Below are 12,785 nucleotides of genomic sequence, written 5' to 3'. Positions count from 1 at the left end.
CCCCAGTGGTGGCCCTCGTCGTGGGTTTCGTTGGTGCTGGATCACGCAGGGCCTGATCCAGCCCCCACAGAACTAGTGGCCATCGACAGAGCGAGTGCTCAGCGGGCGACGAAGTACTTGGCGCGGGGGTGGTGACAGATCAGCGCCGAGGTGGTCTGCTCGGGCTGGTACTGGAACCCCGTCTCCTCGGAGACCTCGACGCCGATGCGTGATGCATCGAGCAGTTCGGCGACCGTCATGTTGTCCTCGAGATCCGGGCAGGCCGGATAGCCCCAGGAGTAGCGGCCCCCGCGGTACTTCTGGCGGAAGAGTCCGATCAGCGCCTCGCGGCTGGGTGATGTGCTCGAACCGTCGGGGTCCTCATCGACGAAGCCCCATTCCTCGCGGATGCGGCGGTGCCACAGCTCGGCGAGTGCCTCGGCCATCTCGACGCCGAGGCCGTGGAGCATCAGATAGTCCTGGTACTTGTCGGCGGCGAACAGCTCCGCGCAACGCTGCGAAACCGCTTCGCCCATCGTCACGATGTGGAATGCCGCGTAGTCGAGTTCGCCGTCACCATCTGCGCCCTTCGCGGGGCGGAAGAAGTCGGCGATGCAGAGGAACGGGTCCTTGCGCTGGCGGGGGTAGGAGAACCGTGCCGCCTCCTTGGTCCGACTCTCGTCGGTCCAGATCACCAGGTCGTTGCCATCGGAGTTGGCGGGGAAGAACCCGTAGACCACCTGGGGTACGAGCAGGCCCTCGGCCTTGGCGCCGGCGAGCTGTTCGCGCAGCAGCGGGCGCAGCCTCTCCTTGAAATGGTCGTCGGTCTCGGTGGAGCCGTCGGCGAGCTTCTCGGGGCGGAACTGCCACTGGTTGCGGAACAACGCGGTCTCGTTGATCCACTCGGCTATGTCGTCGATCGGGATGCCCTTGACGACCTTGGAGCCGGTGAAGGGCGGTACGAACACCGGGTTGTCGGTGGCCGCCTCGGGAGAGCGGGCCGGCAGCTCCACGTCGGAGTCGTCGACCTCGGAACGGCGGGGGATGTCACGGCCCCCTGGGTCGCGGCCGAAGCCGGGGTCGTCCTCGCCGGTGCGCTTGATCTCGCCGAGGCGGTCCATCACAGCCAGGCCCTCGAAGGCATCCCTGCCGTAGAACACGCGGCCCTCGTAGACCTCGCGCAGGTCACGCTCCACGTACGTGCGGGTGAGCGCGGCGCCGCCGAGCAGCACCGGGATGTGCTCGAGTTCGCGGGAGTTCAGCTCCTCGAGGTTCTCGCGCATGATGAGCGTCGATTTCACGAGCAGGCCCGACATGCCGATCGCGTCGGCCTTCACCTCGAGGGCCTTGTCGATCATCTCGGTGATCGAGATCTTGATGCCGAGGTTGTGGACCTCGTAGCCGTTGTTCGACAGGATGATGTCGACCAGGTTCTTGCCGATGTCGTGCACATCACCTTTCACGGTCGCGAGCACGATGCGGCCCTTGCCGCCGGTGTCGTCGTCTACCTCCATCAGCGGCTCGAGGTGTGCAACGGCCGTCTTCATGGTCTCGGCGGACTGGAGAACAAACGGCAGCTGCATCTCGCCGGCGCCGAACAGTTCCCCGACCACCTTCATGCCCGACAGCAGCACCTCGTTGATGATGTGCAGCGGCGCCATGCCGTCGGCAAGCGCCTCGTCGAGGTCGTCGGTGAGGCCGTTGCGGTCGCCGTCGATGATCCGCTGGCTGAGCCGCTTCTCGACCGGCCAGTCGGAGCGGTCCTCGGCAGGTCCGTCGTCGACGGTGACGTCTTCGAACAGGGCCAGCAGGGTCTTAAGGGGGTCGTAGTCGGCGTCGCCATCCGACAGTGCCCCCACGGTGCCGCGCCGGTCCCAGATCAGGTCGAGGCACACGTTCTTTTGGTCCTCCGGGATCCGGTTGAGCGGCACGATCTTGGCTGCGTGCACGATCGCCGAGTCGAGCCCCACCTGGGTGCATTCGTGCAGGAACACGCTGTTGAGCACATGGCGTGCAGCGGGCTTGAGCCCGAAGCTCACATTGGACACCCCGAGGGTGGTGTGCACGCCCGGCAACTCGGAGTGGATGCGCCGGATCGCCTCGATCGTGGCCATGCCGTCACCGCGAAGGTCGTCGTCGCCGGTGGACAGCGGGAAGGTGAGCGCGTCGAAGATCAGGTCCTCGGGCTCCATCCCGTAGCGCCCGGTGGCGAGGTCGTAGATGCGGTGTGCGACCCGCATCTTCCACTCGACGTCTCGGGCCTGGCCCTCCTCGTCGATGAGCAGACAGATGACCGCAGCGCCGTAGGCCTTGGCGAGCTTGAAGACCCGGTCGAGCCGGGAGCCCTCGGCCTCGCCGTCCTCGAGGTTGGCGGAGTTGAGAATCGCCCTGCCGCCGAGCCAGCGCAGCCCGGCCTCCATGACCTCGGGTTCGGTGGAGTCGAGCACCAGCGGCACAGTGGACTGCGTGGCGAACCGGCTGGCGATCTCGTGCATGTCGACGGTGCCGTCTCGGCCCACGTAGTCCACGCACACGTCGAGGATGTGAGAGCCCTCGCGCACCTGGTCCTTGGCCATCTGCACGCAGGTGTCCCAGTCCCCGTCGATCATTGCCTCTCGGAACGCCTTGGACCCGTTGGTGTTCGTCCGCTCGCCGATGATCAGGAGGTTGGTCGCCCCGGCCTTGTCGCCTTCTGTGGAGGTCGGGAACGTGACGGGGGAGTAGATCGAGGTGGCGCCGTGTTCGAAGTCGGCCTCACGCTGCGCCGGCTCGCGGTCGCCGACAGCCTCGGCGAGCTGGCGGATGTACTCGGGCGTGGTGCCACAGCACCCGCCCACGATCGATATGCCGTACTCCTCCACGAAGCGCACGTGGTGGGCCACGAAGTCCTCCGCAGAGAGGTCGTAGTGCATCTTGCCGTCGACCACCGACGGCAGCCCCGCGTTCGGCAGGCACGAAATCGGCACCCGGCTGTGTGCGGAGAGGTGGCGCAGGTGCTCGCTCATCTCCTCGGGGCCGGTGGCGCAGTTGATGCCGATCACGTCGGGGGCCATGGCGTCGAGTGCCACGAGGGCGGCACCGATCTCGGTGCCTGGGAGCATCTGGCCTGTGAGCTCGATGGTCACCTGTGTCTGGATCGGGATCTCGCGGCCCAGTTCGGCCATGGCAGCACGGCACCCGGCGATGCCGGCCTTGAGTCCGAGCAGGTCGAACTGCGTTTCGATGATGAACAGGTCGGCCCCGCCCTCGAGCAGGCCCAGCGCCTGGTCGGCGTACATGTCCCGCAGCTCGTCGAACGGGATCTGCCCGAGTGATGCGAATTTGGTGCCGGGGCCCATCGAGCCGGCTACGAAGCGGGGGCGGTCGACAGTGGAGAACTCATCGGCCACCGCCCGGGCCACCTCGGCTGACTTACGCGACAGCTCCCTCGCCCGCTCGGCGATGCCGTACTCGCCCAGCGGGACTGCGAACGATCCGAACGAGTCTGTCTCGACCACATCGGCACCGGCCTCGAGGTACTCGCGGTGCATCTGGGCGATCACGTCGGGCCGGGTGTCGACGAGGATGTCGGTGCAGCCCTCGAACTCCTCGCCGCCGTAGTCCTCTGCGGTCAGGTCCTGCTCCTGGAGCCAGGTGCCGGCGGCGCCGTCGAACACGACGACCTTGCGCGCGACGAGGTCCAGGTAGCCGGGCGCGCCTGAGGGGAGTTCAGAAGACATGGTTCCCAAACGGTACTGCCGCCGCCGCGGGCACCCACAGTCGGAATTGCGCAGCCGTGCCCGCTCTTGCGCGGCCATCAGATGGGTGCTGGCGGCGGTAGGCTGCGCCGCCAGATGGACATCTACACCCGCACCGGAGACGACGGCACGACCGGGCTGCTCTTTGGTGGCCGGGTGGCGAAGAACCATCCGGCCCCGGCCGCCTACGGCGATGTCGACGAGGCACAGGCCGCCATCGGGGTGGCGAGGGCCCATGCGGAGCGCGGCGGCGAGCTCGACGGCGTGCTCGTGGGCATCGAGAAGGACCTCTGGGTGCTGATGGCCGACCTGGCGACCGCCCCCGACAATCGCCACAAGCTCGAGGCCGGCACCTCGCTGGTCACCGCCGGGATGGTGGACCGGCTCGAGCCGCTGATCGACCAGTTCCAGTCGCGCTACGAGCCCCCGCGCGAGTTCGTGGTGCCGGGCGAGGAGAAGGTGTCTGCGTTCCTCGACCTCGCCCGCACTGTTGTGCGACGAGCCGAGCGGTCGGCTGTGGCCGCCGGGGTCGAGGGGAGCGAAGCCGTCCGCTACCTCAACCGGTTGAGCGATCTGATGTTCGTGCTGGCCCGCTGGCAGGAAGGCGGCTGGGTGGCCGCCAAGGAAGTCGACTGACCCGCACGACAGGCAACTGACCATCCTGAGCCGACTGCACCGGAGGTGCCGACCATGACAGACCTGCTTGCGGTGAAGGTGTCCACCAGCGCGCCTGCCGGCGCGACGGCGGTGGCCACGTTCGCGTTCTCCAACCGCCTCAACAAGATCGATGGGGTCAAGAAGGCTGCGGCCGAGCGCGCCGGGTTCACCGGCAAGCCGGGCTCGACGCTCACGCTCAACGACGGCGACAAGGTCCGAGTCGTGCTCGGACTGGGGCCATCGGGCGAGGCGGGCGCGGGTGAGTTGCGGACGGCCGTTGCGGCGTTCGTTAGGGGTGTCTCGAAGCACCGCAGGGCTGCGGTGGACCTCGTCGACGTGGACCTCGAGGTCGACGAGGAACGTGCGGCGGCGGTGGTGGCCGAGGGTGCGATCCTTGCCAACTACTCCTTTGACGAACTGAAGTCCGATGACGACGCGGGCCCCTCGCTCAGCACACTCACGATCGCAACCGAAGGTGACCTGCGAGGCGTCCGGGCAGCGGTCGCGAAGGCTGTCGCGGTTGCCGACGGCGTGTGCTTCGCCCGGGACATGGTGAACCTGCCCGGTGGCGACCTGACCCCGGAGCGATTCGCCCGCCTCGCTGCGGAACGCGCCGAGGCGGCCGGCCTCCAGGTCGAGGTCCTCGACGAGACGGCCATCGTGGACGAACGGCTCGGCGGCGTCATTGCCGTCAACAAGGGCTCCGAGCATCCGGCCCGGTTGGTGAAGCTGACCTACACACCCGACGACGAGGTCGCCGCGGGCGGCGAGACCGTCGCCCTGGTCGGCAAGGGCATCACGTTCGACTCGGGCGGGCTGAGCCTGAAGCCACCGGACGGCATGATCGGCATGAAGATGGACATGGGTGGAGCGGCAGCGGTGCTGGGCGCAATGTGCGCACTGCCGGCAGTCGGTGCGCCCGTGCGGGTCGTGTCGTACACGCCGATGACCGACAACATGACCGGCCCCGATGCCCAGCGCCCCGGCGACGTCTACACCGCTCGCGACGGCACGACGGTCGAGGTGCTCAACACTGACGCCGAGGGCCGTCTCATCCTCGGTGATGCTCTGGCGTTGGCCTCGGAGGAGGAGCCGGCGGCCATCATCGACCTGGCCACCCTCACCGGCGCCTGCCTGGTGGCACTCGGCGACCGCATCGCCGGCCTCATGTCCAACGACGACGAATTGAGCGAGCGGATCGCGCGAGCGGCCGACGAGGCGGGGGAGCGGGTGTGGCCGCTGCCGTTGCCCGACGACTATGCCAAGCAGCTCGAGTCCGACATCGCGGACGTGAAGAACATCGGCACCCGCTTCGGTGGAACGCTGACCGCAGGGCTGTTCCTGAAGAAGTTCGTGGGCGAGGGCATTCCGTGGGCACACATCGACATCGCCGGACCCGGCATGGGCAACGAGGCGTGGGAAGTGGTCCCGAAGGGTGGCACCGGCTTCGGCGTCCGCACGCTCGTGCGGCTGATCTCCGACTGGTTGGATGATCCGGCTGACGTGCAGGCCCCACAGGAGGGTTAGTACCATTGTGGGATCAACGACAGCGGCTTGCTGGAGGGGCACCGCAGTCGTGACCGCGCCGGGGTGGCAACAGCCGGCCTGACGGGGACGACCAGCGATTCTGGGCCGGGCGCGCCCGAAGCCGTCGGAAGCTCCGGTCGGTTCGGTCACCGCCCCGGCCTCGATGCGCTGCGGGGAATCCTCGTGGCCGTCATCCTCTGGTACCACCTCGCACCGCATCAGGTGCCCCTGGGCGTCGCGTCGATAGACGTCTTCCTGGTTCTCAGCGGCTTCCTGATCTGCACGCTGTTGCTCACCGAGATCGATGACGCCGGCCGCAGCACCGGCGTCGACCTGCGCGGGTTCTGGATGCGTCGGGCCCGCCGGCTGATCCCTGGTCTGTACGTGATGCTCGGTGTGGTCGTGGTGGCCTCGGCGCTCGGCGTGTACGAGTCGACCGAGGTGGCCCGCACGGCGCGGGGCTCGGTGTTCTATGCCGGCAACATCGTGCAGTTCGGCGGCGACTACTTCTCGGCGTTCGGCCAGCGGAACCCGCTCGAGCACCTTTGGACCCTCGCGGTGGAAGAACAGGGCTACCTGGCCCTGGCGATCGGTACCGCGCTCCTGGCGCTGGCCTGCCGCACCACTCGTTCGGCGCGGCTCGTGCTCGCCGTGGCAGCCGTGCTGGCCATGGCGCTCACAACGCTGCGGTCGCGGGGCCTGGTCAGTGGTGGTGCTGACTCCAACCGGATCTACATGGGATTCGACACCCGTGCTGTCGCCCTCTGCGTGGGCGTGTTGCTGGCGGTGTTGCTGTGGCGCCGCTGGAGTTCGGAGTCGGGCCCGATGCGAGCGGCGCGCGCGGCCGGCCTGGCCCTCGTGGCCGTGTTGGTGGTGGCGGCGGTGGTGGGCTCCTCCATCGCGTCTGACAGGTTCGCGTCGGGCGGATGGCTCGTGTCGTCCCTCCTGTGTGCCCTGTTGGTCGTGCTGGCGGTGCGCACCACGAAGCCGGGGGCGTTCACCCGCCTCGCACCGTTGCGATGGGCCGGCACCCGGTCCTACGGGATCTACCTGTGGCACCTGCCCCTGGTGGTGCTGATCGCGGAAGCCGGCGGCTGGTTGCGCAGCGGCGTCGCCGTGCTGGCCACGATTGCCGCCGCCGAGTTGTCGTTCCGCTTCGTCGAGTCGCCGTTTCGCGGCAACAGGGTGTCCGGCCGCTCATTCGTGATGCTGGTGATCGGGGCCAGCGTGGTGCTGGTTGCGATGACGTACCTGTCCGCTTCCGATGAGCCGGTGCCCGAGGAGGTTGCCTCCGGGAGCACGTTCCGCGGCGACGATCCGCCACCCGAGAGTTCAACCCAGGCCGGTGGCGACCCGGCACCCGCCCCCGATGCCGCAACGACAGCCCGTGAACGGGCGCAGTCAGGCGGGCCCGACGGTGAGCCGACCACCTCGATCAGCCGAACCCCGCAACGCGTGTTGGTCTGGGGTGGTTCATTCGCCACGATTGCAGGCGCCGCTCTGGCCGACACCGCTGCGGACCTCACAGTCGTTGCGCATCCGCAGTGCGTGAACCCCGGCGATTGCAGAACGGTTCGCCCGGGCGCTGAAGCACAGGGATTCGACCTCGTGGTGCTCGCGATCGGCGGTCCGGAAGCGTTCCACAGCCCGCCTTCGAACCCGTACGACGTATCGGCTCCCGAGCGTGGTGCCGCCAGACTCTGGGCCGAGCTGTCGGTGGCGTTCGGCGACGTTCCGGTCGGCCTTCTCACCCCACCCGACGAGCGCGAGAGCCTCGGTGAGGTGCTGCACCTGCGCCACCATGCGGGTAACGATCCGGCCAACTTCGTGTTCGGCGCTGATCCCACGCAGTGGCCGGGCGAGCTGGCCGAGCGCCTGGAAGCCCAGACCCAGGGGGCGGCCAAGACGAAGGTCATGCTCGTCGGTGATTCGGTGGCATGGTCGCTGGCCACCCGCTTCGCGCCCGATGGTGCAGTGGTGTGGGATCGCTCGCAGCATGGCTGCAACACCGCGGCGGGCAGGCAGGTGTCGCACAACTCCGGTGTGGACAACAAGGGTCCGGTATGTGATTGGCGCGAGGACTGGACGGCGGATGTGGCCGAGTGGGACCCCGATGTCGTGGTCCTGCACACGGGCACCTGGGAGAGCTATGACCGCCAGGTCGACGGCCGCCGCATCGAGGCGGGGTCACCCGAGTGGTCCGCCCTGCAGCGCCAGCAGTTCGAGGAGGCATACGGTGTCCTGTCAGCCGGGGGAGCGGTCGTCGTGTCGGTGATCCAGGCGCCCGCCTCGGAGACCGCTCCGGGCAAACCGTTCGAGACGCGTCCAGAGGAGTCACCCCGCAGGATGGCGGCGGTGCTGGAGGCTGCGCGTGCGGCCGGGCGCCTCCGTGGCGACGTGGTTGTACTCGACGCGGCGGAGGCGGTCTGCACGCCGGACTGCGGCTCGCCGGAACTGCGTCCCGACGGGGTGCACTACAGCCGCGAGGGCGCGGGGCTGATAGCCGAATGGCTGTACCCGCAGCTCGCCGAGCTCTACCCGGGTGGCTGAGCAACACCCGGCCCGTGGCCTGCCGACCCGGTCACCCTGCAGCGGACTCGCCAATCCGGTCGCTCACATCGCGTGGTAGTCGACGGTGCAGGTGTGGGGGCAGGGACGGCAAGTGGGTGCGCACCTCCAGTACCTCACCGTCGCGGGCCAGTCCGAAATAGCACAGCCGATCCACGGCGCGCGCTGTTGGGCCGTGTGCTCCCGATCGCCGACCAAGGCCAAGCCTGCGGGCCAGGTCGGCGCGGTCCATGTCGAAGCCCTCTGGCGCATCGCGCAGTGCCCGAACGAACGAGCGGTGGGCGAGCGTGGCGGCGGGACCGAGCACCGGAAGCCAGTACTGCTCCGCGTATCCGCCGAGCACGTCGTGGCCCTCGATGGCGAGTCGCGGGTCCCACCATGGCCGCACCGTGATCGTGACTGCTTCGTTCTCCCCGGGTTCATCCATGGCTGTCGACGGTAGGAAACCTGCGCTCGTTCGTCACCGGGTCGCGCGACCCGGTTGCACCGGACGGTTCGCGGTGCAGACTCGGGGCACCAGTAGGGTCTGCGGCGGTGCCCCCCGCCGACACATACCCCTCGCTCTGGCTGCGCGCGACCTGTCGGGTCGCGCGTCCCTTCCTGGCGGTCGTGATCGTGGCCATCGTGTCGTTGTGGGGTGCGGCACCGGCCGGTGCCGAGGAAATCCCGATCGGGCCGCTGTATCCGATCTCCGCCACTGAACCGGCACAGGAGGTGGTGTCCGCCGGAGCGGACATCCCGGTCACCTTCGGCCGGCGAGGCCCGCTGCCGACCGCTGACGGCTGGCTCGTCTCGGGTCCGGCGGTGCCCTTGCTGGGCATGGCGACCGTGGCGATGCTCGCAGGCGGAGCCATGATGCTGGCCAGACGGTGCCGCGACGTCTCACTGGGACTGTCACCGGTCGATCGCACCTGATCCCGGTCCGTCGCCGGGATCGGTCCGACGGCCCTTGCCCGTGGCGTCAGCTGCGCAGTCGTCGGGCGATCTCGGCGCCGATCTCCAGGCTCGCCGTCGCCGCTGGTGACGGTGCGTTGAGCACATGCATCACCTGTGAGCGAGCATCACCGCTGCGTTCAATCAGGAAGTCGTCCACGAGCGAGCCGTCTTCTGATACTGCCTGTGCGCGCACGCCGGCAGGGTGACGGTGCAGGTCCGAAGAGCCGATGTCCGGCACGAGTCGCTGGAGTTCACGCAAGAAGAGCGCCTTCACCGCCGACCGTTGCATCTCGGCGAGCCCCTGGCGCAGGTTGTCCCGTGCCAGGGCACGGAAACCGGGGTAGCGCAGGGTGTCGAGCAGGTCTCGGGGGTTGAGGTCGCGCCACCGGTATCCCTCGCGGCTGAAGGCGAGCACGGCGTTGGGCCCTGCGTGAACCGACCCGTCGACACCGCGGGTGAGGTGGACTCCGAGGAACGGGAAGTCGGGGTCGGGTACGGGGTAGATGAGGCCGTTGACGAGTTCGGCCGCCTCGTCGCGGAGTGAGTAGTACTCGCCGCGGAATGGCACGATCCGTGCCTTCGGCTCTGCGCCGGCCATGCGGGCGAGCTCGTCGCTGTGAAGGCCACCGCAGTTCACGACGGTGCCGGCCTCGAACTCCCCAGCGGTCGTCGAGAGCCGGCGCAGCCCGGTGGGGCCACGGTCGATCCGCTGCACGCGGGCGCCCGTGCGGATCTCGCCGCCGAGGTCACCGATGTCATCCGCCATGGCCTCGGCCACAGCCGGGAAGTCGATGATTCCGGTGCTCGCCACATGGACAGCCGCCATCGCTGCCAGGTTGGGCTCGTACTCGCGGGCGCCCGCGGCGTCGAGCAGCTTCACGTCGAGCCCATGCTCCACCCCGCGGTCGTGCAACCGTTGCAGGCCCACCATCTCCTCGGGGCGTGTCGCCGCGATGAGCTTGCCGGTCACCTCGACGGCGATGTCGTGCTCACTCGCGTACTGCACCACCGACTTGCTGCCGGCGATGCAGAGCCGGGCCTTCAGGCTGCCTGGCCGGTAGTAGATGCCGGAGTGGACGACGCCACTGTTGTGGCCGGTCTGGTGGCGGGCGATGCCATGCTCCTTGTCGAGCACCGTCACCTTCGACGTCGGGTCGTCGAGCATGAGCGCACGGGCCGTGGCCAGCCCCACGATGCCTGCTCCGATCACGACCACGTCGCAACGCTGTGCCATACCGGGTGGCACTCTATTGGAACGATGACTGGCAGCGACACCTCGACAAGCGACGCCACTGGCCCCTTCGACACGGCTCGGCGGATCCTCGCCGATGCGGAGGCGATAGCGGTTCTGACCGGCGCCGGGATATCGACCGATGCGGGGATTCCCGACTTCCGCGGTCCCGAAGGCCTCTGGACGAAGAACCCGGCGGCAGAGCGCGCATCAACCATCCAGAACTACCTGGCTGACGAAGAGGCTCGCCGTGCCTCGTGGCGGATGCGCATGGATGGCAGGGTGCAGGACGCCCAACCCACTGCTGGGCACCATGCCCTGGTCGATGTCGAGACGCAGGGTCGCCTCACGCACCTGACGACCCAGAACATCGACGGACTGCACCAGAAGGCAGGGACCAGCCGAGACCTGCTCACCGAGGTGCATGGTTCGGTCGACGGCATCGTGTGCGTGTCCTGCGGCAGCCACAGCGAGGTGGGGCCGATCCTCGACAAGGTCCGTGCGGGTGACGACGATCCCAGATGCGATGACTGTGGGGGCATCCAGAAGACGACTGTTGTGATGTTCGGAGAGATGCTGCCCGACGGCGCGATGGAGCAGTGCCGGGCGGCGATCGAGCGGGCCGACGTGTTCCTGGCCGTCGGCACCACACTCGAGGTGAGTCCGGTCAACCAGATGGCTTTCTGGGCGCTGCAGCTCGACCTGCCGGTGGTGGTGGTCAACAAGGGCGACACGGCGGCCGACTCGTTTGCAGCAGCCAAGGTCGAGCAATCGATCAGCGACGTGCTGCCCCGTCTGCTCGCCGGCTGACCAGGTTCGCCGGGCCAGCGGCTTTCCGGCTTTCGGGAATGTTGACCAAGTTGGTAGGGTTTATGGAGCTGACAGCTCCCCGCAGCTCTGCCACCACCCGGACAACCCGGCCGGCGCCCGGGAGCACCCGAACCGAAAGCCAGATAGATGCCCAGTTTCCGTGACCTTCTGAATGCAGCCAAGTCCGAGATCCGCGAGGTCGAACCCGTTGAGGCCGAGGGTCTCGTCGACGCCGGCGCCATCCTGCTCGACGTCCGCGAGGCCGACGAGTTCGAACAGGGCGCAGTGCCCGGCTCGGTCTTCCTGCCGCGCGGCCACCTCGAGAGCCAGGTGGAGGGCAAGCTGTCCGACAAGTCCACCCAGGTGGTCGTGATGTGCGCCGGCGGGGTGCGCTCCGCGTTCGCCGCCCGCACCCTGGCCGAACTCGGCTACGACGACGTGGTATCGATGATCGGCGGCTTCAACCGCTGGAAGGACGAGGGCCGCGACTGGCGGGTGCCCGAGGTGCTCACCCCCGAACAGCGCAACCGCTACCACCGCCACCTCCTGCTGCCCGAGGTGAGCGAGGAAGGCCAGCAGAAGCTGCTCGGCGCCAAGGTTCTCCTGCTCGGCGCCGGCGGCCTCGGATCACCGGCTGCGCTCTACCTCGCTGCGGCAGGTGTGGGCACCCTCGGCATCGTCGACATGGACGTGGTCGACGACTCCAATCTGCAGCGCCAGATCCTGCACAACGTGGACCGCGTGGGTGACCGCAAGGTCGACTCGGCCAAGAAGACCCTCACGTTGCTCAACCCCGACGTGAACGTGATCACCTTCGACGTGCGCCTCGATGCCTCCAACATGGAGGACATCGTGAGCCAGTTCGACATCGTGGTCGACGGCGCCGACAACTTCCCGGTGCGCTACATGCTCAATGACGCCTCGGTGAAGCTGGGCGTGCCTGTGGTACATGGCTCGATCTTCCGCTTCGAGGGCCACATCACGGTGTTCGATCCCCGCAACGGACCCACCTACCGGGACATGCTGCCGGAGCCCCCGCCGCCGGAACTCGCCCCGAGCTGCGCCGAGGCCGGCGTGCTGGGTGTGCTGCCCGGCATCGTCGGGTCCATCCAGGCGCTGGAGGCGATCAAGTTGATCCTCGGGCTCGGCGACACGCTCGTGGGGCGCTACCTGACCTTCGACGCACAGGACATGGAGTTCCGCGAGTTCAAGATCCGCAAGGATCCTGCCAACGAGATCACGTGGGAGAACCGCGACCGCGTCCAGGTCGTGCCGCTCGACGGCCACTGCATGCCCGCACCGCTGGCAGCTGCCGACTGAGCCGGCCACTGGGCCCGGCC

The 12,785-nt window shown here is 68.3% G+C and carries 9 protein-coding genes; 6 read left to right on the top strand and 3 right to left on the bottom strand.

Annotation, left to right across the window (positions count from 1 at the left end):
* Positions 1–98: 98 nt before the first annotated feature.
* Positions 99–3,698, bottom strand: coding sequence for a methionine synthase (metH, locus tag GY812_10660; GenBank protein ID MCP4435938.1), 3,600 nt, complete (start codon positions 3,696–3,698; stop codon positions 99–101).
* A 114-nt stretch (positions 3,699–3,812) separates the two neighbouring features.
* Here metH and GY812_10655 point away from each other — a divergent pair, with 114 nt between their 5' ends.
* The 3 genes from GY812_10655 to GY812_10645 all read left to right on the top strand — a co-directional run bounded on the left by GY812_10655 (position 3,813) and on the right by GY812_10645 (position 8,450).
* A complete protein-coding gene (locus tag GY812_10655) occupies positions 3,813–4,352 on the top strand; it encodes a cob(I)yrinic acid a,c-diamide adenosyltransferase (GenBank protein MCP4435937.1) in 540 nt (179 codons plus the stop codon).
* A 54-nt stretch (positions 4,353–4,406) separates the two neighbouring features.
* The gene (locus tag GY812_10650; GenBank protein MCP4435936.1) at positions 4,407–5,900 is read left to right on the top strand and encodes a leucyl aminopeptidase; all 1,494 of its coding nucleotides are present in this window, start codon (positions 4,407–4,409) and stop codon (positions 5,898–5,900) included.
* Positions 5,901–5,963: 63 nt separating this feature from the next.
* Positions 5,964–8,450: an acyltransferase gene (locus GY812_10645; GenBank protein MCP4435935.1), complete on the top strand. Its 2,487-nt coding sequence runs from the start codon at positions 5,964–5,966 to the stop codon at positions 8,448–8,450.
* A 31-nt stretch (positions 8,451–8,481) separates the two neighbouring features.
* On the opposite strand, the gene GY812_10640 is transcribed toward GY812_10645, so the two are convergent.
* On the bottom strand, positions 8,482–8,895 hold the full coding sequence (locus tag GY812_10640; GenBank protein ID MCP4435934.1) for a hypothetical protein: 414 nt from the start codon (positions 8,893–8,895) through the stop codon (positions 8,482–8,484).
* Positions 8,896–9,002: 107 nt separating this feature from the next.
* On the opposite strand from GY812_10640, the gene GY812_10635 reads away from it, so the two are divergent.
* Positions 9,003–9,383, top strand: coding sequence for a hypothetical protein (locus GY812_10635; GenBank protein MCP4435933.1), 381 nt, complete (start codon positions 9,003–9,005; stop codon positions 9,381–9,383).
* Between the two features lie 46 nt (positions 9,384–9,429).
* On the opposite strand, the gene lhgO is transcribed toward GY812_10635, so the two are convergent.
* Positions 9,430–10,638, bottom strand: coding sequence for an L-2-hydroxyglutarate oxidase (lhgO, locus tag GY812_10630; GenBank protein ID MCP4435932.1), 1,209 nt, complete (start codon positions 10,636–10,638; stop codon positions 9,430–9,432).
* A 24-nt stretch (positions 10,639–10,662) separates the two neighbouring features.
* On the opposite strand from lhgO, the gene GY812_10625 reads away from it, so the two are divergent.
* Together GY812_10625 and moeB are read left to right on the top strand one after the other, a co-directional pair.
* A complete protein-coding gene (locus tag GY812_10625) occupies positions 10,663–11,445 on the top strand; it encodes an NAD-dependent deacetylase (GenBank protein MCP4435931.1) in 783 nt (260 codons plus the stop codon).
* 147 nt (positions 11,446–11,592) lie between these two features.
* A complete protein-coding gene (gene moeB / locus GY812_10620; protein MCP4435930.1) occupies positions 11,593–12,765 on the top strand; it encodes a molybdopterin-synthase adenylyltransferase MoeB in 1,173 nt (390 codons plus the stop codon).
* Positions 12,766–12,785: the final 20 nt, after the last annotated feature.

The sequence above is a fragment of the Actinomycetes bacterium genome, from assembly GCA_024222295.1.
In the GTDB taxonomy this organism is placed as follows: Bacteria; Actinomycetota; Acidimicrobiia; order Acidimicrobiales; family Microtrichaceae; genus JAAEPF01.
The sequence above is the reverse complement of the archived record's forward strand: the minus strand, read 5'-3'. Positions and strand labels throughout refer to the sequence as shown.

Excerpts from the sequence above, each read along its gene's own strand:
- GY812_10640 (MCP4435934.1), bottom strand. The coding sequence starts at position 8,895 with ATGGATGAACCCGGGGAGAACGAAGCAGTCACGATCACGGTGCGGCCA.
- moeB (MCP4435930.1), top strand. The coding sequence starts at position 11,593 with ATGCCCAGTTTCCGTGACCTTCTGAATGCAGCCAAGTCCGAGATCCGC.
- GY812_10650 (MCP4435936.1), top strand. The coding sequence starts at position 4,407 with ATGACAGACCTGCTTGCGGTGAAGGTGTCCACCAGCGCGCCTGCCGGC.
- GY812_10625 (MCP4435931.1), top strand. The coding sequence starts at position 10,663 with ATGACTGGCAGCGACACCTCGACAAGCGACGCCACTGGCCCCTTCGAC.
- lhgO (MCP4435932.1), bottom strand. The coding sequence starts at position 10,638 with ATGGCACAGCGTTGCGACGTGGTCGTGATCGGAGCAGGCATCGTGGGG.
- GY812_10655 (MCP4435937.1), top strand. The coding sequence starts at position 3,813 with ATGGACATCTACACCCGCACCGGAGACGACGGCACGACCGGGCTGCTC.
- metH (MCP4435938.1), bottom strand. The coding sequence starts at position 3,698 with ATGTCTTCTGAACTCCCCTCAGGCGCGCCCGGCTACCTGGACCTCGTC.